19 protein-coding genes and 3 tRNA genes are annotated in these 19,361 nt (G+C 52.9%); 14 read left to right on the forward strand and 8 right to left on the reverse strand.

What is annotated here, in order from left to right; genetic code table 11:
* Positions 1-77 precede the first annotated feature (77 nt).
* The 11 genes from MO867_RS11450 (at position 78) to MO867_RS11500 (ending at position 13,282) form a co-directional block, all read left to right on the forward strand.
* Entirely contained in the window at positions 78-1,751 is a 1,674-nt protein-coding gene (locus MO867_RS11450; RefSeq protein WP_252466760.1) for a glutamine--tRNA ligase/YqeY domain fusion protein, read from the forward strand.
* Between the two features lie 78 nt (positions 1,752-1,829).
* On the forward strand, positions 1,830-3,206 hold the full coding sequence (gene cysS / locus MO867_RS11455; protein ID WP_252466761.1) for a cysteine--tRNA ligase: 1,377 nt from the start codon (positions 1,830-1,832) through the stop codon (positions 3,204-3,206).
* Between the two features lie 109 nt (positions 3,207-3,315).
* Positions 3,316-3,504 carry a DUF3012 domain-containing protein gene (locus MO867_RS11460; RefSeq protein WP_252466764.1) on the forward strand — a complete coding sequence of 63 codons (189 nt, stop codon included), beginning with the start codon at positions 3,316-3,318 and terminating at the stop codon, positions 3,502-3,504.
* 15 nt (positions 3,505-3,519) lie between these two features.
* A complete protein-coding gene (locus MO867_RS11465; protein WP_252466766.1) occupies positions 3,520-4,947 on the forward strand; it encodes a Wadjet anti-phage system protein JetA family protein in 1,428 nt (475 codons plus the stop codon).
* Complete coding sequence (locus MO867_RS11470) at positions 4,940-5,677, forward strand: DUF4194 domain-containing protein (RefSeq protein WP_252466768.1); 738 nt, start codon at positions 4,940-4,942, stop codon at positions 5,675-5,677. The genes MO867_RS11465 and MO867_RS11470 overlap by 8 nt, the downstream gene beginning before the upstream one ends.
* Positions 5,678-5,821: 144 nt before the next feature.
* Positions 5,822-9,466 (forward strand): ATP-binding protein, encoded by a 3,645-nt coding sequence (locus tag MO867_RS11475; RefSeq protein ID WP_252466770.1) that lies wholly within the window; start codon positions 5,822-5,824, stop codon positions 9,464-9,466.
* Between the two features lie 58 nt (positions 9,467-9,524).
* On the forward strand, positions 9,525-10,727 hold the full coding sequence (locus MO867_RS11480) for a Wadjet anti-phage system protein JetD domain-containing protein (RefSeq protein WP_252466772.1): 1,203 nt from the start codon (positions 9,525-9,527) through the stop codon (positions 10,725-10,727).
* A 185-nt stretch (positions 10,728-10,912) separates the two neighbouring features.
* On the forward strand, positions 10,913-11,365 hold the full coding sequence (locus MO867_RS11485; protein WP_252466774.1) for a hypothetical protein: 453 nt from the start codon (positions 10,913-10,915) through the stop codon (positions 11,363-11,365).
* Positions 11,366-11,496: 131 nt separating this feature from the next.
* Positions 11,497-11,970 carry a free L-methionine (R)-S-oxide reductase MsrC gene (gene msrC, locus MO867_RS11490; protein ID WP_252466776.1) on the forward strand — a complete coding sequence of 158 codons (474 nt, stop codon included), beginning with the start codon at positions 11,497-11,499 and terminating at the stop codon, positions 11,968-11,970.
* Positions 11,970-12,716, forward strand: coding sequence for a spermidine synthase (locus MO867_RS11495; protein WP_252466788.1), 747 nt, complete (start codon positions 11,970-11,972; stop codon positions 12,714-12,716). Before msrC ends, MO867_RS11495 begins: the two co-directional genes overlap by 1 nt.
* Positions 12,717-12,826: 110 nt before the next feature.
* Entirely contained in the window at positions 12,827-13,282 is a 456-nt protein-coding gene (locus MO867_RS11500) for a hypothetical protein (protein ID WP_252466790.1), read from the forward strand.
* A 42-nt stretch (positions 13,283-13,324) separates the two neighbouring features.
* Here the strand turns inward: MO867_RS11500 and MO867_RS11505 are convergent, their stop codons facing one another.
* The 3 genes from MO867_RS11505 to folD are packed head-to-tail and all read right to left on the reverse strand — an operon-like array spanning position 13,325 to position 15,890.
* Positions 13,325-14,341 carry a class I SAM-dependent methyltransferase gene (locus MO867_RS11505; RefSeq protein ID WP_252466792.1) on the reverse strand — a complete coding sequence of 339 codons (1,017 nt, stop codon included), beginning with the start codon at positions 14,339-14,341 and terminating at the stop codon, positions 13,325-13,327.
* Positions 14,342-14,347: 6 nt separating this feature from the next.
* Complete coding sequence (gene rsuA, locus MO867_RS11510; protein WP_252466794.1) at positions 14,348-15,052, reverse strand: 16S rRNA pseudouridine(516) synthase RsuA; 705 nt, start codon at positions 15,050-15,052, stop codon at positions 14,348-14,350.
* Positions 15,045-15,890, reverse strand: coding sequence for a bifunctional methylenetetrahydrofolate dehydrogenase/methenyltetrahydrofolate cyclohydrolase FolD (gene folD / locus MO867_RS11515; RefSeq protein ID WP_252466796.1), 846 nt, complete (start codon positions 15,888-15,890; stop codon positions 15,045-15,047). Before folD ends, rsuA begins: the two co-directional genes overlap by 8 nt.
* A gap of 341 nt (positions 15,891-16,231) precedes the next feature.
* Here folD and MO867_RS11520 point away from each other — a divergent pair.
* The 3 genes from MO867_RS11520 to MO867_RS11530 all read left to right on the forward strand — a co-directional run bounded on the left by MO867_RS11520 (position 16,232) and on the right by MO867_RS11530 (position 16,595).
* A tRNA-Pro gene (locus tag MO867_RS11520) sits at positions 16,232-16,308 on the forward strand.
* A gap of 18 nt (positions 16,309-16,326) precedes the next feature.
* A tRNA-Arg gene (locus MO867_RS11525) sits at positions 16,327-16,403 on the forward strand.
* A gap of 116 nt (positions 16,404-16,519) precedes the next feature.
* Positions 16,520-16,595, forward strand: a tRNA-His gene (locus tag MO867_RS11530).
* Positions 16,596-16,631: 36 nt separating this feature from the next.
* Here MO867_RS11530 and MO867_RS11535 read toward each other — a convergent pair.
* The 5 genes from MO867_RS11535 to MO867_RS11555 form a co-directional block, all read right to left on the reverse strand.
* On the reverse strand, positions 16,632-17,654 hold the full coding sequence (locus tag MO867_RS11535; protein ID WP_252466798.1) for a tyrosine-type recombinase/integrase: 1,023 nt from the start codon (positions 17,652-17,654) through the stop codon (positions 16,632-16,634).
* Positions 17,655-17,701: 47 nt separating this feature from the next.
* The gene (locus MO867_RS11540; RefSeq protein ID WP_252466800.1) at positions 17,702-17,920 is read right to left on the reverse strand and encodes a DUF4224 domain-containing protein; all 219 of its coding nucleotides are present in this window, start codon (positions 17,918-17,920) and stop codon (positions 17,702-17,704) included.
* A 69-nt stretch (positions 17,921-17,989) separates the two neighbouring features.
* Positions 17,990-18,700: an ASCH domain-containing protein gene (locus MO867_RS11545; RefSeq protein WP_252466802.1), complete on the reverse strand. Its 711-nt coding sequence runs from the start codon at positions 18,698-18,700 to the stop codon at positions 17,990-17,992.
* A complete protein-coding gene (locus MO867_RS11550; protein WP_252466804.1) occupies positions 18,693-19,097 on the reverse strand; it encodes a hypothetical protein in 405 nt (134 codons plus the stop codon). Before MO867_RS11550 ends, MO867_RS11545 begins: the two co-directional genes overlap by 8 nt.
* Before the next feature lie 69 nt (positions 19,098-19,166).
* Positions 19,167-19,361: hypothetical protein (locus MO867_RS11555; protein ID WP_252466806.1), on the reverse strand; the 195-nt coding region annotated here is incomplete at its 5' end.

Consider the following 19,361-nt stretch of genomic DNA (forward strand, 5'->3'; position numbering starts at 1 on the left):
CAAACTCGATATTCTGTAAGCCAACTAGGTTATAATTCGCCGTTTATGTTCGCACCGCAGTAAAGTAAGAGAATCCTATGACATCCGAGAGCAAGCCCGCTCACTTTTTACAGAACCTTATTCGTGAAGATCTGACTGAAGGCCGGGTTAGCCAAATTGCCACCCGTTTTCCGCCGGAGCCGAACGGATATCTGCATATTGGCCATGCCAAGTCCATCTGTCTGAATTTTGGTCTGGCGCAGGAGTTTGGCGGCACCTGTAATTTACGCTTTGACGACACCAACCCGGCTAAGGAAGAAGAAGAGTACGTTGATGCAATCAAGCGCGATGTCTCCTGGTTGGGTTTTGAGTGGAACGGCGAAGCCAAGTACTCCTCGGATAATTTCGATCAACTATACGAGTGGGCGCTGCATCTGATTAAGCAAGGCAAGGCGTACGTCTGCGACCTGTCTGCTGAAGAAGCTCGCCACTATCGCGGCACGCTCAAAGAACCGGGCAAAAACAGTCCCTTCCGTGACCGCTCCGTAGAGGAAAACCTGGCGCTGTTTGAAAAGATGCGCAATGGCGAAATGGAGGAGGGGCAATGCAGTCTGCGGGCCAAGATCGATATGGCTGCGCCCAATATCAACCTGCGTGATCCGATCATTTATCGCATCAAGAAAATGGCCCACCACCAGACCGGTGACAAGTGGTGCATCTATCCCAGTTACGATTTCACCCATGGCCAATGCGATGCAATCGAAGGTATCAGCCACTCCATCTGTACCCTGGAGTTTGAAGATCACAAGCCGCTGTACGATTGGCTGATCGAGCACCTGCCGGTGCCTTCGCGCCCGCGCCAGTATGAGTTTGCGCGCTTACATCTCAACTATACCGTGGTGTCCAAGCGCAAGCTGAAGCAACTGGTCGATGGAGGGCATGTGGATGGCTGGGATGACCCCCGTATGCCGACCCTGTCCGGGATGCGTCGCCGCGGCTTTACTCCTGCGTCTATTCGCAACTTCTGCGAGATGATCGGTGTTACCCGCTCTGACTCGGTGGTGGACGTGGGCATGCTGGAATACAGTATCCGCGACGATCTGGACAAAAATGCGCCACGCGCTATGTGCGTGCTGGCGCCTTTAAAGGTTACCCTGAAAAATTACCCGGAAGGGCAGGAAGAAATACTGGCAGCGCCGGGCCATCCCGTGCGCGACGATTTGCCGGCTCGTGAACTTCCGTTTGGCCGCACTCTCTATATTGAGAAAGAGGATTTCCGCGAAGAGGCCAACAAGAAGTACAAGCGCCTGGTGCTGGGTAAGAAAGTGCGCCTGCGCAACGCCTATGTCATTTTTGCCGAAGAAGTGGTGAAGGATGATGCCGGTGAAATAGTCGAGGTGATCTGCTCGGTAGACTTCGACAGCTTGGGTAAAGATCCCGCGGATGGTGTTAAGCCCAAAGGCGTGATCCATTGGGTGTCTGCAGACAACAACGTAGATTGTGAAGTGCGCCTGTACGATCGCTTGTTCAACGATGCGGCTCCAGATGCCGGCGGTAAGGATTTCCTCGATTACGTAAATCCGGACAACCTGCAAGCCCTGAAAGGTTGTAAGGCGGAAATCGGCTTGGGCAAAGCAGAGCCGGAACAGGGTTATCAGTTTGAGCGCAACGGTTATTTCTGTCGCGATAGTCAATACGGCAGTACGGAGACTCCGGTGTTTAACCGCACCATCGGTCTGCGCGATAGCTGGGCCAAGGAACAAAACAAGTAACTGCCCGCAGGGTGGTTTAGAAGGGTGGGGCTGCTGACAGGCATTGCCTCACGCAGCAAAAAGAATTTGAGAGAAGCAATGTCTCTACAGGTCTACAACACGCTTTCAGGCAAGAAAGAACCCTTTGTACCACTGGTGGAAGATCAGGTGCGCATGTATGTGTGTGGCCCCACGGTGTACAACCGTGTGCATATCGGCAACGCCCGCCCGGTCGTGGTGTTTGACACCCTCTTCCGGGTATTGAAAAGAAATTTCAGCAATGTGATTTACGCGCGCAATATCACCGATATTGATGACAAAATCATGAAGACCGCGCGGGAAAACGGCGAGGAGATTGGCGTGCTGTCGGCGCGCTATGCTCAGGCTTACGATGAGGACATGGCTGCGCTCAATAACCTGCAGCCGAATATCGTCCCCTACGCCACCCAGCATTTACCGGAAATGATCGCCATGATCGAGAGCCTGGTAGAGAAGGGACACGCTTACGCGGCTGAGGGCCATGTGCTGTTCGCGGTGGAATCCATGGAGGAATACGGCCAGCTGTCCAAGCGCTCCCTCGACGATATGCTCGCCGGTGCGCGGGTGGAAGTGGCACCCTACAAAAAGTACGCCGGTGATTTCGTACTATGGAAGCCTTCTGCTGACAGCGAACCCGGTTGGGACAGCCCCTGGGGTCGCGGCCGCCCGGGCTGGCACCTCGAGTGCTCGGCAATGATCAAGAAGCACCTGGGTGACACTATCGACATCCATGGTGGCGGTCGCGACCTGACCTTCCCGCACCACGAGAATGAGCGCGCCCAGAGCTGCTGCGCCAATGGTGAAGACTTTGTGCGTTACTGGATGCACAATGGTTATGTCAACATTGATGGTGAGAAGATGTCCAAATCCCTGGGTAACTTCCGCATGGTTAAAGACCTGCTGAGCCAATACCCGGGGGAAGTGCTGCGCTTCGCCTTGTTGTCTGCCCATTACCGCTCTGATGTGAATTTCAGCGCGGACTTGCTCGACCAGACCTGGCGCACCTTGGATACTCTCTACGGTGCTCTGCGTGAGACCGAAGCGGTTGTGGCGGACGTAGTGGATCTGAGTGGCAGTGCATTTATTAAGGCATTGGAAGATGACCTCAACACGCCCATCGCCATCAGCGAACTACACAAAATCGCCCGCGACCTGAATAAGGCCGAAGTCGTCGATAAGCCTCGCCTCAAGGGGTTAGTGCTGGCTGCCGGCGATATGTTAGGTATCCTCCAGCAAGACCCAGAAGCTTGGTTCAAGCAGACCCGTGGCGGTGAAGAGTCCATTTCCGCTGAGGAAATCGAAGCTCTGATCGAAGAGCGTGTGCAGAGTAAGAAAAACCGTGACTTTGCCCGTGCCGATGGGATTCGCGAAGCGTTAAAATCCAAGGGCGTGGTACTTGAGGATAGCCGCGAAGGCACCAAGTGGCGCCGCGAGTAGGGCGTCATTCGTCAATCCAGAAAGATACGCGATGAGATCCCTCCCCAGATGCTGTTATTCAGCAATTGGGGGGAGTGTGTAATTCGAATTTCATTTGTAGAAGCAAGCCATGAAAAAAGTACTTATCCTGACCACTTCTGTTGTTGCCCTTATTGCGCTGACCGCTTGTGAGCCCAAGCGCGGCTCCGATGCCTGGTGCGAGAAAATGGATGGTATTCCCAAAGGACAGTGGACTTTTGAGGATACTGGCGACTACACCAAATATTGCGTTTTCAACCAAAAGCCGGAAGAAGAATAAACGAGCACTCTGTCGTTGTTCTTCGTTGATTCCCATCAGCACTTCTTCCGCCCGCTGACCGGTAAATATCGTGAGCAGGTGGTCGAGTGCCTGCGTCTTTTGTATGAGCGTCTGTATACCGCCAAGGCTGATTATGGTGAGTCTCTGCTGCGCGAACAGATTCTTGAAATTTTTGCTGAGGCCTTGACCCGCGCACCGCAACTGGATAGCGAGGAAGGGGTGCAGGACCCTGAGGGGCGCTTTCGTAATCTGCGGGATCAGGCCGTCTGGGTACTGAACAGTTTGGTGGAGTTTGGCTGGCTGGAAAAACAGGTGGATAGCGCCACGCTCACGGCTACTTATCCCTTCAGCCGTCGCGGCCGCCTGTTTACGCAGCCATTGGTGGAGGTCAATGGTACTCGTGTACGCACCCGCCATCGCAATACCCGCAATACCTTGAACGCCCTGGAAGCCTTCGCCAGCCGCGGAGAAGTCCATGACTTGATCGATGCCTGGGAGTACTCCGAACGTATCGTTGCGGATTTCACCGATATGATCGCCGAACTGGAAGAGCGCAAGCGTGAAATGGTGCGAGAAGTGGAAGCCCAGCTGTTGGTGCAGCAGGCCACCGATGAATTTTTCTCCTTTATGGAGAGCCGTTTCCAGCCGGACTTGGCCATTCGTCTGTCAGCAGATAGCGTGGAAAAACATCGGGACTCCATCAATCGGGTGATTAACCGTATTCGCGCTATGGAAGATGTGCAGAAGGCCGCGTGGGAGAAACGCCTACGCCAGCTTTTGCCGGAACTGTTGCAGCGGGGGCAGTCGCTGTTGTGGTTGATGCTCGACACTATCGAAGATCGCATGCGTCGCGCCTGCGAGGTGAAATTGCCCGCGCTGCGCCGCGCTTTGCAAGGCTTTACCAAGCGCGCCGATATTATTATCCGTCAACTTAGCTACTTGCACAGCCAGGCCGAAGGCGAGTTTGCCGACCTGTGCCAGCGTTTGGGTGAAAGCCGGCAAAAAACACAATTACTGCAGCAATTAGGGCATCAGTTGGGCGGTTTCCAGTTGCGCCTGTTCGACCCCAAGCAAACCCAGTTATGGCAGCGCAATCGCCGCCAGCCGGTGAATACCCGGATGGAAGAGGAGTCCCCCATCGGTGAGGAAAATCGCCGCGAAATAGAGCTACAACAACTGCTCGACCAGGCGTTTAACTTCAACAACAGCCACCTGCGGGAGTATTTACAAGATGCCCTGGGCACCGGCCGTCAGATCAATAGCCGCAATCTGCCGTTGCGAGATGCGCGGGATCTTTTGGCGATGAGCCATGTGATTGAAGCGGCAGCGGTCAACCAGAGTGGCGCCGCCGACTTGCGGGTAAAATTTACCGGGGAAATTGCCAGCAATGATTATTTCACCAAAATTGACGAATATATTCTGGAGCTGAAAAACAGTGATTGAACAGGCTTTGGAAGAGGCTCTGGCACAGTGCCGCCTGAACCGCAGTGAATTCTCTGAACTGCTGGTGCGTCTGTTGGATTACGGTGTGATCTGCCGGGATGAGAGTGTGATAGAGACCACCCTTTACGATCGTTTCCAGCGCTGTGAGCAGCTGGTGCGTGAATGGGTGGCACCACTGGGGTTGCGTTTACAGCACGATAGTCGTTTCCAGTTTATCCGCGTCTACCCGCCCGGTGCCGAGGTACCCGGCCTGCCAGATCAGGAAGATCCGCACCACGGTGGTTTTCGCGCGCGTCTCAGTCAGCAAGAAGTAGCCGCCATCCTCGCCCTGCGGGTTGAGTACGACAAGGCGCTGCGGGAAGGGCAGGTGGACGAGAACGGCTGTGCCGCACTGTCTCTGGAGGCGTTGGAACTGGGCATGCGCAACCTGCTTAAAATGTCTTTGCCGGATAAACATGCCGAGCGTAAAAGCCTCCTGAAGAAATTGCGCCAGCTGCGCCTAGTGCAATTCAGTAGTGATGAGGTGGAAACCTGTGCCGAAGTTTGGTTGCGAGTGCGCCCGACTATCGCCCACTTTGTCAGTGAATCAGTGCTACACCAGTTGATAGATAGTGAAACTGTTGAAGCTGTACCCTCGGCCGAAGGTGAGATGGAAGAGGCAATGGCCTCTGCTCGTATCACGCCGGAGAGTGAAGATCACAGCCTATTTGAGAGCGAAGCTACCTCTTAGAGTGAAGTTAACCATGGTCGGATATAGCGGCCATGGATCATTGAGAAATATTCGACCACCTGGGGCTGCGCGAGTCGCGCTCAGGAGCCTTGGAGAGGCTAGTCGGGTTCCCGCCTGCGAAAAGACGATGTTTTTGAAAAGACTATGTTTCTAAAAAAACTGATCCTGATTAACTGGGGCAATATTCCGCAGTTGGAGTATGAGTTCGGCCCTATCAATCTGTTTTCCGGTGGCAATGGCTCCGGAAAAACTACGGCGGCCGATGCAATCCAGACGCTGATGACCGCCGCCCACGATACCTTGTTTACCTTTAACCCCGGGCAGGATGAAACCACCCAGCGTGGGCGCGGCGGTAAACAGGTGCGTACCCTGGCCTCCTATGTACTTGGCTGTGATGACGGCAGTTATGCCCGCCTGGAGCCCACCGATTGTTACATCGCGGGTATTTTCTACCCCACCAGCGGTGAAGACGACGCAGAGCCATTTACTGCAGTAATGGGGATTCGCGCCCATCTGGATAACAGCAGCAAGCCGGCACAGGCGCGCCAGAGCGACTTGCGCTTTTTTGTGTTTCCCGGCGAACAATTGGTGATGGGGGATTTTGTCCGGGACTACACCGATGGTAAACACCTACTGCCACTGGATAAATTCAACCAAGTACTGGGCAAGCAGTTCGAGAAAGTTGAGCAGTACGACAAGAAGAAAGCCTATCTGCGCCGCCTTTACGGCGCTCTGCGCGGTCGCCGCGATGCAGTGTCTGATCGTGAAGCCATACATGCTGCGCGTACCTTCGCCAACTTTATGGCTTACAAGCCGGTAAAAAGTATCAACGACTTTGTCGCCCTGGAAGTATTGGAAAAGCGCGACCTGGGGGATGCTATTCGCTCGGTTTCCGAGTTGATGAAAACCATCCACAGCATGGAACAGGAAGCTCGCCAGATTGTTGAGAGGGTGAGTTCCCTGGAGTCCATTGCCCAGTCGGTGGAACTCTACCGGGAGCAATGGCTGCAGCTGCGTGTGCAGGAATATTTATGTGCACGCCACCGCCAGCAGCGGGTACAGAAAAGTTACTTGAGCGGTAAGAATGACCAGCAGAAACTGCGTAGCAGCCAAGAGAGTAATGAGCGCGAAGTACACATTGCCTCCGAGCGGGTAGAGCAGCTCAATGGGCAGCTGGTGGAATTGCAGGCCCAGCGTCTTGGTATCGATGCGCTGCGCAACAAAGACGAACTGGAACAGCGCATTAATAATGCTCTGAGCTTGCTGTCCCAACAGCACACGCCGCTCTCTGCTGAAGAGGCGCGCTGGCGTGAAAACCGCGAAACGGCGCAAGAGTTGTTAAATCTGCTCAATTCGACTTCTGCCGAGCTGGAAATTCCCGCCTTCTCGGATAAGGCGCTGGTAGAAGCAATCAAGCAGGTAGCCCGCGAAGAGGATCTCCCGGACCTGCACAAGTTATTGGGTAAAGACTGGATCGACCTGGCAGCGTTGGAGCCGCTGCGCGAGCGTGCCTCCAGCAGTGAAGTGCTGCAAAACCGCCTCTTTGACTTGCTGGAAGCCTCAGGGCAGGCCACTACCGGTGATGAGTCGTCGCCAAAGGAACAGATCGCCCAACAGTCCTCCCGCTGGGAACAAAAAGTACAACAACTGCAAAAGCAGCTGCGTACCCAGGAAAGCCGCATCCAGCATTTACTGGCCAATCGGGTGCGCTACCCCCAGGCAGTGGAAGTGGCCCTGGCGGCTATTCGCGAGCAGTGCCCACAGGCAGAACCCCGCGTGCTTTGTGATTATGTGGAGGTGTTGGACGAGCGTTGGCAGATGGCGATTGAAGGCTATCTGGGCGGCGCGCGCTTCTCGATTATTGTCGAGCCGGAACACGAAGCCCAAGCGATTTGCATAGTACGTAGCCTGCCCGGGCGCAATAATCGCGCCCGGGTTATTCAGGGTGATAAAGCCCGCAAGGATGCCGAGCGCCTGGATGCTCCGGCAAATTCCATTGTCGAGTTGATGGAATTTACCCATAAAACGGCTGAGCACTACTTGCGCGCTTCCTACGGTGCCGTGGTTCAGGTGGAAGATGAACACGAGCTGCGCAGCACCCGCCGCGGTCTCACGGCCAACGGTATGGCCAGTGGCAACTACAGCATGTGGCGTTGCGATATGGATGATGCCGAGCTGGTATTCGGCCAGGGCGCCCGCGCCCGTGCCCTGGCGGCACAACAGCGCGCCATGGAGCAACTGCTTGAAGACGCTGCGCAGATCAACGAGCGCCACCAGCTCTATCGCCGCGTCACCCATGCGGTGCGGGGGTTGGCGAATATCAAACTGCTCACGATTGTAGACTCTGCCCTGACAGCGCAGCGGGAATGGCGCAACGCCGAGCGCGCCCTGGAAAACCTGGACCTGAAGGACTTCGAGCAGTTTGAACAACAAGTGGACGAGCTCAAGGCACAATTGAAGAGCCAGCAGGAGCAGTTGTCTGTTCTGCAGCGGAAAACCGGCTCCTTGGACACCAAGTTAAAGAATAACGAAAAATTTTTGTATGCCCTGTCCGGCGAACTGGAATCCCTGGACGATGCCGCCAGTGACACTGAGGAGATGGTCCGACGTATTATCGCCATTGATCCGGCTTTCGATACGGAACAGGTCCTGATCACCGCCGACGAACAGGTAGAGCGTGCCGCAGACAATTTTGATTTCTCTGCGGATATCGAAAACTGGCAAGGGTTGCTGGAAAAATACAGCCGCCAGCTGGATCGTGCGGTTATGGAATACAACGCCACCTGTGCCAGCGTGGATACTCTGGTATTTGAGCCGGATTTGACTGCTGGTCATAGAGACGGGCTGTTCAAGTTAATCCTCGGACTCGGCGACCAGGTCGAGACGCTGCGCAATCGATTGAAGAACAACTTGCTAGTGGAGCGCCACGATCAACTGTTAGGGTTAAAAAAATCCTTCAATACCACTTTTGTAACCCACCTTTGTCACGCCATCTACCAGTCGATCAACGATGGCAAGCGCGTACTGGATAATCTCAATAAGGAGCTGGAACACCACCGTTTCGGCGCCGATCGCGAGCGTTTCCGCTTCGATTATCAGTGGGTAGCCGAGTTTAAGGAGTACTGGAACTTCTTTAAGGCCGTGATTGAATTACCCAACCTGGGCGAAGAGCAGAGCCTGTTTGATACTGATTTGGCACCCAAACACTGCAAGGTGCGCGATCGTTTATTGAGTATGCTGTTGAGTGACGATGAGCAGGTAGCGCGGCGCGAGCTGGATCGTATCAGTGATTATCGGAACTATCGCAGCTATGAGATTTATAAGGAACCGGAAGGCAAGGAACCCATCGCTCTTAGCCAGTACGGCACCGGCTCTGGCGGCCAGCTGGAAACTCCGGCCTATATTATCCGCTCTGCTGCGGTCACTTCGGCTTTCCGCTTTGGCGAAAGTGGCAGCCACCTGCAGATGGTATTGGTAGATGAAGCCTTCTCTAAAATGGACGAATCCCGCTCCAAGGAAGTGATTCGCTACCTGACCGAAACGCTGGGACTGCAGTTGTTGTTTATTATGCCGAGCAGTAAATCTGGGCCCTTTATGGACTTGATCTCCAATCAGTTTGTGTTCAGCAAGTGCCCTAGTGCTAGGCCTATCGGCCAGCTGAATACCCGTGTGTATGTGGATCGCAAGGTGTGCAATCAGGAACGCATCGCCGAACTCTGGGCCAATCATCGACGCTCAATCCGCCAGCAGGCGTCACTGGACTTTATGGATCTGGTGGAAACAGAATGATCTGAGCAAGGATTTTAAAATCTGGGGGGGAACCCCACCACGGGCAGGGAGGCAACCGATGGAAAAGGCATTGCCGTATTGGGTTGAAGACAATCCATTGTTGATAGGAATCCTGAATTTCTTTCTGGATAAGCGGGATAGCCAACTTGAGCGAGGCAAGGAAGCCCGTATCAGTTATAGGCTGGATTTACGAGCCAGAAGTAAACGCTGGCAGCAGGTGTTAGAGCCGCTGAGAGACCCCAGCCAGGATGAGCAAGTGCTGTGGGATGAACTCCAATACTTCGCCAAAGAGTACCAGTGCTTTGCGGTCAAGCCAAACCCCAAAAGACGGCCGGGTATTGCCGAGTGGCAGGGAGCCCAGCTGATCTTTCGAGATGCCTGCGAAGATCAATTGCGCCTGTGGTTGAAACGTCCGTGCCCGAATCTACGAAATCTCGCCTGGTCTACCGCGTTTGAGCGGTTCACAGACCGCTTTGAAAATCCCACAGCTTTTCCTTTGGGGGGGCTGCAGCTGCAGGCGGGCTTCCAATCTATCGAAGAAGAGATCTCCTGCTGGACCGCTATTGGTGATGAGTTGCGCTTGGGCGAGAAAATTTCCTGGCGGCAATTGGCCGCCCGCTGTTTTAACGGGGACTCCAAGTACCTTGAGTTACACAGTCGCCAATCCCTGGTGTGCAACTTATACCCAGAGCTAAGCCAGAATATTCAACAGCGTCAGTTATTGTTCCACCTTTATCTGCCCGAAGAGTTCGAACAGGTGATTTTTATTGAAAACCAGGACACCTTTATCCGCCTGGCAGAACTGAAGCCCAAGTGCACTGCACTGGTTTACAGTGAGGGCTACCAGGGTGGCGCCGAGCGAATTCGCAATCAGAATATCGCTCAATTTAGTGCGTTTAATTCGGTTTGCGAAGATGCCCGGAGGCAATTTCTCGAATGGTGGTATGGCAATAATATTCTGGCTCTGCCCATTTATTTCTGGGGAGACCTGGATTGTGCAGGAATGCGTATTGCTGCTGCCTTGCGAAAAAGCTTTCCTGAACTGCAATGCTGGCGTCCGGGTTACGATTTGTTGCTGGATATTCTCTGTAGCAAACGCGGTCATAATCCTGAGCAGGCGGGTAAGGAGCGGCAAAAACCGATCGAAAAAATCGGCTGTGAATATGCCGACAGTACCTTGATACCAGCGATAGCAAAGAAGAATCGCTACGTAGATCAAGAGGCAGCAGTGCTTGGTAAGTTGATATCTGCATTGGCTTGATGCCTGGGTATGGAGTGTTTTCTGTCACTATAGGATAAATTTTGGCGGTTTTTTCAGGGTCGAGGCTGTCGCAAAGGCTTCGGTCAGCTTTAGAACTTGTTTTTTATGCGCAATCTCTCGGAAGATACAGGGAATTTACTGTAAAAATTCCCTTTAAATAACAAGGGAAGTTTCCGGAGTTTACTATGCGACAATTTTCCATCTTGGTCATTTTTGTTTTGGCCTTTGGCGGTGCCGCTGTTTTGTATGAGAAGGAAAGCCGTAAGGTCAAAGGTGTTTTGACTCAGATTACCGAATTGCAAGCGCAAATGGGAGACCTGCAAGCGGAAGTGAATAGGCTTAACAGTGAGCTTGAGGCGACAAAACTCGCCGATCGTCGCCGTCCCAACTTGAGCGCCATGGCCAGCCGTATCCGCCGTGAAGGCAACACCGCAGTAGCACCCAAGTCCCCAGTAGAAAAGAGGTTTGATAATTCACGCAACGTTATGGCATCGGACGTCACCGCAGCCCCCCCGGCTATCCAGTCCAATCGCCGTCATCCTGAGGATGAAAGTGAGTGGTCTCGCCCTTCGGTGGATGCAGATCAGTATCAAGAGCAGTCGGGTGAGCAGCCGGCGGTTGTCGATCCCTATCAGTAATTTTTACATTGTTATTGATTCCCTCGCTGAAGCCCGCAAAATACCCGCCTCTCGCAGGTTAATATTTTGCGGGCTTGCCGGTTCTGGCCGGCACTATTTGCATTCAGAGGTAGGCAAGGGGTGTTTAGGTTATGTCACCGAGCAAGTTTTACACATCGTTAAATGGGCAACTCGAAGGGCTGCTCTCCTCCGAGCGGGACTGGCTGGCTAATACCGCCAATGCCAGTGCACTGCTGTTTATGGAAATTGAAGATATCAATTGGGCTGGCTTTTACTTCTTGCACAGCGATGAACTGCGCCTGGGGCCTTTCCAGGGCAAGCCTGCCTGTACTCGTATACCGGTGGGTGCCGGTGTCTGTGGTGCAGCGGTTTCCTCCGGTGAACCCCTGTTGGTGGAAGATGTACACGCGTTTCCGGGACATATTGCCTGCGATGCGGTTTCCGCATCTGAAGTGGTGATCCCGCTGTATAACACGAGTGGGCGTTGCTTGGGGGTGTTGGATATCGACAGCCCCACCGTCGGCCGCTTTAGTGAAGAGGATCTGGTGGGCCTGCAGGGTTTTGCCCAGATATTACTGAAATCGTCTGATTTACCAAAAGACTAATGGCACTGCTCTGGCAGAGGCAGGTTGACGGCACCCATTACCAGGTGCGCAATCACGGCGCGAGTGTCCGTCTTTACAGTAATGGGGTTTTTCACTCCCAGTGGAATCCCCGCGATCCCCTCAAGGGTTCCCTGTGGGAGCTATTGCTGTTACCGGCGTTTTTCCTTCCTGAGAATCGACTGAATTCGGTATTGATACTCGGTGTGGGCGGTGGCGCACTGATTCGTTTGCTGCAGGCGTTTACCTCGGCTAAACATATCGTTGGGGTGGATCTGGACCCGGTCCATCTGGATGTTGCCCGTCGCTTTTTTGGCGTGCGCAATGTGGAGCTGGTGTGTGCCGATGCCTGCGATTATGTGCGCGACCATCTCAGCCAGTCATCCCATCAGCCCTTCGATCTGGTGATCGATGACCTGTTTGGGCACGGTGATGGTGTGGCACAGCGCGCAGTGGCCGCCGATAAGTACTGGTGTTCCAGCTTGATGCGGTTACTACATCGCGATGGAGTGCTGGTCAGCAACTTTGCTGATCGTGCGGAACTGCAAGGCAGTGCCTGGCGCCATAAGGCTATGCGCCAGCGCTTAAAAGGCGTTTGGATGGCAGATATGTCCCAGTACGAAAATCACATATTGGCGGTCAGTAGAAAGGCCCTGCGCAAAAGTGAGCTGATGGATCGGGCTCCTGAAAAGATTAATCCAGCCAACCCCGGTCGGCGCCTGGACTTCAGAATGCGCCAACTGCGCTGATCCTCGCTGCTCAACAAATCTCTGTCGCTTCAATGATGATATTCATTGGCGCCCTTTGTCACCCCGTGTCTATACTGATTAGGAGTGAAGTGTTCTGCCGGGATCAATTGATGCGGTACAAAACTGTTGAGGAAGTGATTCAGGAAGGAAGGGATTTTCATGCCAAATTGGCGCTGCAGTACGAAGAGTATGAGCAGCTTGCCACCAATGAGCGGGTTGAGTTGCTGCTGGATCAGCTGCGACGAAGGGAAGACTCCATGAAGCATTCATTGGAGAACTTCCATGCAGACCTGCCGCCGGGGGCCCTGCATACCTGGGTGCAGTTTGCACCGGAAGGACGCGAGAAAGAGTTTTTACAGCGCTTGCGTGGAATCAATCTCGAAGATTTGCAGCAGATTGCGAAGCTGGCAATGGATATCGAGATCTACCTAGCCGATCAGTATCGCGACTTGGCGCAGGGTGCTGAAACGCCTTCAGCGCGAGATGCTTTTGAGCGTTTGCGACAATTGGAGGAGTTGGAAGAGCATACGCTTTCCATGAACTTGTTTAATTTACGAGATTACTAATTCTCAGGCGACTGCTAACTATTGTACTGCCCAGCCTGCGCCCTAGGGGCGCAGGCGATACACGCAAAAACCTTGCTCTTTGGTGATCAGCTCTACTTGTGAAAAGTAGCGCGGCCCTTTTTTTGCGAGGGGAATAAATTCATTAACAACAAATATTGCCGTACCGGAATCTTTCAGTATCCGAGCGCTCTGCTGCAAAAAACGGTCTGTTAAATCGCCCTCCACCTGAAAACCCTGGTGAAATGGGGGGTTGCACAATATCAGATCGGCAATTTCACTCTGTAGCTCAGATCCCGCATCAGAGGGCACGACAATGCCATCTATATCCTGGACGGCAAAATTCTTGCGACAGGCCAGTAACGCCGCCGCATTGTTGTCGGTGGCAGTAAAGTGGAAGTCCCCCAGCGCTGCAAGCTGCACACTTAGGTAGCCGTAACCACAGCCGAGATCGACAATGCGCGCACGGTCTCGGGGAAGCTCTGTGGTTAGCTGTTGTGCTAGGAGAGCGCTGCCCTTGTCGATTTTGTTCCAGCCAAACACCCCAGGTTTGGTGTACAGCTTGCCGATTTCAGGCAGGACCTGCAGTTCGGTGTATTCAAATTCCCCGACTGATTTGTCTTGCTCGACATGGGTAATCAAGTTGCTGCTGACATACTCGTTACCGTGCTTTTTCAGGTGTTTCTCAATACCTAAGTGCTCGGCAACTGTCACGGCATAGCTTTTGATTCCGCTCTGTTTCCCCCCGAGTAGTACCAGCTCTCCCCCTTCACCGAGAAAGTGTGGGGCCTGATTAATGATGTGGTGCACCACCGCTTTCTCTTTCGACACGGTGTAGACGACTCGTCGATATTTGCGGTCGAGTTCCTCGAAGTGGAAGTCGTTAAAGAAGTTCCGTTTCACCGTATTTTCGGCGAGTTCGGCAATATCCCAGCGGTTGCTGAGCAAATCGCCGGGAAAATGAAACCCCGTTTGGTGTAAGAGGGGTTTGCTATTTTCGTCGGCGACCCACAGGGTTTCCTCTGGGGCCTGGACGAGTTCCTGATGTAGAAGGGCAGACATGTATTTTTATTTGATAGAGGTTATTTCTTCCGAGCTGAGGAGGCGATAGTCACCTTCTTGTAGCTCTTCATCCAAAATGATTCCGCCGATCTTCTCCCTGTGCAACTCAACGACTTTATTACCCAGAGCCGCAAACATGCGTTTGACCTGATGATAGCGCCCTTCACCAATGGTGATGCGCACTTCATTGGCAAAGAGGATCTCCAGCTTGGCGGGCTTGGTTCTCTTTTCTTCATTATTGAGCCAGATACCTTTGGCAAACTTTGCCACGGCATCTTCCTCAATTTTTTCAGCCAGTAGAGCGTAGTAGGTCTTTTCGCAATGGTGGCTTGGCGAGGTTACCTTATGAGACCACTGGCCGTCATCGGTAAGTAGTACTAGCCCTGTGGTATCAATGTCCAGGCGCCCGGCGACATGCAGCCTGGACTTATTCGGTTCGTCGATCAAGTCCAGCACGGTGGGATGTTCGCCGTCTTTGGTGGCACTCACGTAACCCAAAGGCTTGTTCAGCATAATGTAACGAGGTCCCGGCTCGTGCAGGGGCTCATCATCCAGGCACAGCTCGTCACTGAGTTGTATCTTGGTAGATGCGCTAGTGACTATTTCCCCATTCACAGTAATGCGCCCCGCCCAGGCGGCGCGCTTTACATCGGTGCGGGATAGGTCGGTGACCTGGCTGACCGCTTTATCTAGACGAATTAGGTTAGCCAATTTTACGTTCACCGGAATCGACAGATTGATAGATCAGGGTATTAATAGTCATGGGGCCAACACCACCGGGCACTGGGGTGTAAGCGGCAACGCGCTCAGTCAGCGGGTCCAGTTCGATATCGCCCACACCACCAGGGTGGTAGCCGGCATCGACAACCACTGCGCCATCTTTAATCCACTCAGCCTTGATAAATTCCGGTTTACCTACAGCCCCCACCACGATATCGGCGCGGCGGATATGCTCGGCCAGATTCTGGGTGCGGGAGTGGCAGATGGTCACGGTGGCATTAGCATTTAGTAGCATCGCCGCCATCGGCTTACCCAGAATGGGGCTGCGGCCCACAACAACGGCGTGCTTGCCTTCCATTTCAATATTGTAGGCTTCCAATAGGCGCATAATGCCTTTAGGTGTGGCACAGCCATAGGCCTCCTCCCCCATTGCCATGCGGCCAAAGCCCAAGCAGGTGACTCCATCTACATCCTTCTCTAGGCTGATAGCGTCGAAACAGGCGCGCTCATCAATCTGCGCTGGTACCGGGTGTTGCAGCAGGATGCCGTGGACATTGGGGTTGGTGTTGAGCTCATCGATTTTGGCGAGCAGTTGCTCAGTGGTAGTAGAGGAGGGCAGTTCTACTTGCAGGGAGTCCATGCCGATACGGTGGCAGGCGTTGCCCTTCATCTTTACGTAAGTAGCGGAAGCGGGGTCACCACCCACCAGGATGGTCGCCAGGATAGGCGTTTGGCCGCCACTCTTTTCCTTTAGTGCGGCTACCCGAGCCGAGAGTTCCTCTTCCGTTTTCTGTGCTAGGGCCTTGCCATCCAGAACCAGTGCAGACATAGATACTATCTCTAACAATAAAAAATCGAGTACTAATAGACCGGAGTCTGCTTCAGCGCCTACTGTATATAGAAGGGCGGAAGCGGGCGGCTTTTTTGGAGCTGCTTACTATTTAACCGGTCGGTTTCGTGAAGTGTGCCATTTTCGCACAGGTTGGGAATAATTTCGCCACTTCGGGGCCTAGATAGGCAAAAGGATAAACTTCTTAAAAAATAATAGCTTAGAAGCGTTGACACAGGTCTGGGGGATCAGTACTATGCGCGCACTTCGTAACTAACGCGATCTAAACAACCACCCCAAGGGCGGTAACCCAGATTAAGGAAGTGCGAATAATTGGAAAACGGGGCATAGCGCAGTCTGGTAGCGCGCCTGCTTTGGGAGCAGGATGTCGGGGGTTCGAATCCCTCTGCCCCGACCAATTCACCGGGTTTACCTTGCGCCCGTAGCTCAGCTGGATAGAGCATCCGCCTTCTAAGCGGATGGTCGCAGGTTCGAGTCCTGCCGGGCGTGCCATCTTAACAAGATGGGCTGGTTTGGCAAAAAAGACTTAGTCTGAAGCTAGATTGGCTGCAAGAGATGTCCGGTACTCAGTACTGCCGTAAGGTGCTGAAGTATATATCACTACTATGGTGGCCGTAGCTCAGTTGGTAGAGCACAGGATTGTGATTCCTGATGTCGCGGGTTCGAAACCCGTCGGCCACCCCAAATACTTCCTTGTTTATCAAGGACTTAAAGCCTCGCCTAGTGCGGGGTTTTTTCGTTTTTGGCCTTGTGGTGCCAATCCTTGGTGCCAATTCTGGTTTTATTGAGTGTATCTACGTGGTCTGGAGTGCGATTGTAGCGCTCAGCCATGGATCTTGTTTTATGCCCGGAGAAGCGCTGAGCGTCACCCTCAAAATCGGAGATCGCCTTAATTTTTAGGTCATGAAACCGAAAGCGCTTCTTAATTACTCCACCCTCTAGGGCTGCACGCTGCTCCCTTTGCCAGGCAGCATTGAATCCGGTGCGGGTGTATCCTCGACCGGTACGACCTCTTAGTATGTGGGAAGTTTGCACCTTGGTTTGGGTGTTGGCGGACAGGGCCATTTCAACGGCTTCTTTTAATCGGGGCGACCATAACTTTATTTGTTGTTTTCCCGTCTTAGCTTGAACAATTAATAATCCCTCTTCCCGAATGTGCTCAGTCGAGAGGGCGAGTACATCCTGTTGGCGCGCGGCGCACAGGTAGGCTATCTCCATTGCACACTGGTGCATGAGGTGACCCTTTGCACCTAAAAATCCCCAAAAAGCGTCATACTCCCAGTCTTCAACATACCGGCCTCCAGGGCCTTCCGGCATCGGCTTCACCGAATTACATGGGTTGCTGATATTTACCAGGCCGCGGCTCTTTCCCCAGGTCATTATTATTCCGAGGAACGTCTTTTCTCGATTAGCTGCCGTAGGGTATTCGGCCCCGCGCGCATCCAGAAACATCTGAATGATAGGGGAGGTGATAGTGTCGGGGTCCATATCGCCAAACACTTTACGAATTCGCTTGCTGTAGCGCTCATAGTCTCGCTGTGTACTGGGCTTTAGGTGCTTGGTGTACTGAGGGGAGGCAAGGTAGAGGTCAATTAAGTCATTCACAGTGGTGTTTTTGACCTCTAGGCCAGCCTGCCAGCGCTCATAAGCTGCCCACACTTCAGATCGACTGGCGTCAGGGGCGGCCAAATGTTGAATCGGGTATCCACGCCTGCGTACTCGATATCCACGCGGGTATCGCACAACATAGGGTGGCATCCAAATGTTTTCAGGTTTTCTGAGTCTCCCCATTAACTGGCGGCCTCTAGATTGAATCCAAGTGGGAGCAATTTATCCTTTGGCCGTGAAGCCAATTTGGACTGGTTGACCATGGCCCAGGTTACTGCAGGAGTGCCATCCTTGCGGCGCACATAGGGAATTTGATTCTCCTCTAACACCAACTTCTGTGCTTCGGAGGACTTTGCGCCAGTCAATCTACGCAACTGTGCATCGGTAAGTATCTCGCTCATAATCCTTTCCTGTAGGCTAAGGAGCGACCGAAGCCGCTATCTCACCCTCGACAATTCCAGTTTGCATTTTCATGCTGCCACCCCTATCTGCTGTTCTATTCGGCGAAATTCAACAACCCATACCCATGGGTTTTGATCCCAGCTGTCACTGCTATAGATAGATTCCCAAAGCCTGCGGAATGCAGGGAGCGGCTTCTCATACCAACCACAAAATTGAGCGGCTGCGGATTCTGGGCCGTCCACACCCTCGGCCTTTGCATCTGCTTCACTGATGTCCTGAATACGCTCAACGCGAACATAGGTTATTTCTAAGTGGATACGGCTGGCCCAGCGGGGCATGTGGATTGAGGGTGTATCATTTCCTTCCTGGGCTGATTTGGGCATGGTCCAGCTTTCAGCGATGTCGTCATCCCTGAAGAATTCGAAACTACCATCAGCTAAATACTCTACCTGCACATCCCCGCAGTCACAGATGTCCATTGCGCATGAATGAGAAATGGAAGGCTTCCAGGCTTCGCGCACCCACAGGCGGTCACCGGGCTCACCCAGAGGGCAGTTAATGTCGACAAATCTGCTTTGCCAGGCACTATTTATCTCTTGATATAAAGAGCGGCCCGCAGGCAAACCACCGATTTGTTTGATAGCTTCCTTATTGCTTAAGCCATTAAATGGCTGCGGTTTTATTGGCCTGCGCATCTGGGTTTTACGGCCATCCAGAATTGCACGCACCATATCTCCATTAAATAAAATTGGTTTTTCTGTTATGACCGAGTTAATCATTGATGGCCTCCATAACTTCAGGGATTTCAGATAATATCCCCAGCGACTCCTTGCATGCTTCCTCTGGAGTTGACCCAAAGCCAAAAGCAGTGGATTCAATATCGTCGGGGAACGGGCCCACCCATGCCATCCAATCTGCTTTCTTGGTACTGGCAACCTCTATGCACAATGATGGGTATTGCTCCCTTAACCGCTGCCCCTTATTTATAAATTCCACCACGCTGTTGTCTGGGGCAGGTTGTGTAGATTCACCAACCGCCTGAAACTGCGAAAACATCCAATGCAGGAATTCATTAAATTCGGGGTCGTAGAAAGTAAACCCTTCGCTGGTGCCGGCTATTTCCTTAGCCTTTTCTCTCCACTGCTCCAGGAGGTCTTTGTATATTGGGTGTGCCATTGCATATCCCTCGCAAAATTAATTTATAAGTTCATGCCGCAAATGGGTAAATATGAACCCCTTCAACACTCAGCACATCGGGGGGGGTAATTTCCTTTGCAGATGTAGTTCCCTTTTCTGTCTGCGTAATTCAGCAACTATTGCGCGCTGAACTATCTGAAACTTATCTGCCTTTACCGCGACCCTTTCGGGTTTGCGATTCTTTAAACCTTGGAATACAGAAAGAAACTTTTTCACTTCTGCTAATACTGCTGTTGCCTGCTT

It is taken from the genome of Microbulbifer okhotskensis (assembly GCF_023895975.1).
GTDB lineage: Bacteria > Pseudomonadota > Gammaproteobacteria > Pseudomonadales > Cellvibrionaceae > Microbulbifer > Microbulbifer okhotskensis.

Excerpts from the sequence above, each read along its gene's own strand:
- MO867_RS11450 (WP_252466760.1), top strand. The coding sequence starts at position 78 with ATGACATCCGAGAGCAAGCCCGCTCACTTTTTACAGAACCTTATTCGT.
- cysS (WP_252466761.1), top strand. The coding sequence starts at position 1,830 with ATGTCTCTACAGGTCTACAACACGCTTTCAGGCAAGAAAGAACCCTTT.
- MO867_RS11460 (WP_252466764.1), top strand. The coding sequence starts at position 3,316 with ATGAAAAAAGTACTTATCCTGACCACTTCTGTTGTTGCCCTTATTGCG.
- MO867_RS11475 (WP_252466770.1), top strand. The coding sequence starts at position 5,822 with ATGTTTCTAAAAAAACTGATCCTGATTAACTGGGGCAATATTCCGCAG.
- MO867_RS11480 (WP_252466772.1), top strand. The coding sequence starts at position 9,525 with ATGGAAAAGGCATTGCCGTATTGGGTTGAAGACAATCCATTGTTGATA.
- MO867_RS11485 (WP_252466774.1), top strand. The coding sequence starts at position 10,913 with ATGCGACAATTTTCCATCTTGGTCATTTTTGTTTTGGCCTTTGGCGGT.
- msrC (WP_252466776.1), top strand. The coding sequence starts at position 11,497 with ATGTCACCGAGCAAGTTTTACACATCGTTAAATGGGCAACTCGAAGGG.
- MO867_RS11495 (WP_252466788.1), top strand. The coding sequence starts at position 11,970 with ATGGCACTGCTCTGGCAGAGGCAGGTTGACGGCACCCATTACCAGGTG.
- MO867_RS11500 (WP_252466790.1), top strand. The coding sequence starts at position 12,827 with ATGCGGTACAAAACTGTTGAGGAAGTGATTCAGGAAGGAAGGGATTTT.
- MO867_RS11505 (WP_252466792.1), bottom strand. The coding sequence starts at position 14,341 with ATGTCTGCCCTTCTACATCAGGAACTCGTCCAGGCCCCAGAGGAAACC.
- folD (WP_252466796.1), bottom strand. The coding sequence starts at position 15,890 with ATGTCTGCACTGGTTCTGGATGGCAAGGCCCTAGCACAGAAAACGGAA.
- MO867_RS11540 (WP_252466800.1), bottom strand. The coding sequence starts at position 17,920 with ATGAGCGAGATACTTACCGATGCACAGTTGCGTAGATTGACTGGCGCA.
- MO867_RS11545 (WP_252466802.1), bottom strand. The coding sequence starts at position 18,700 with ATGATTAACTCGGTCATAACAGAAAAACCAATTTTATTTAATGGAGAT.
- MO867_RS11550 (WP_252466804.1), bottom strand. The coding sequence starts at position 19,097 with ATGGCACACCCAATATACAAAGACCTCCTGGAGCAGTGGAGAGAAAAG.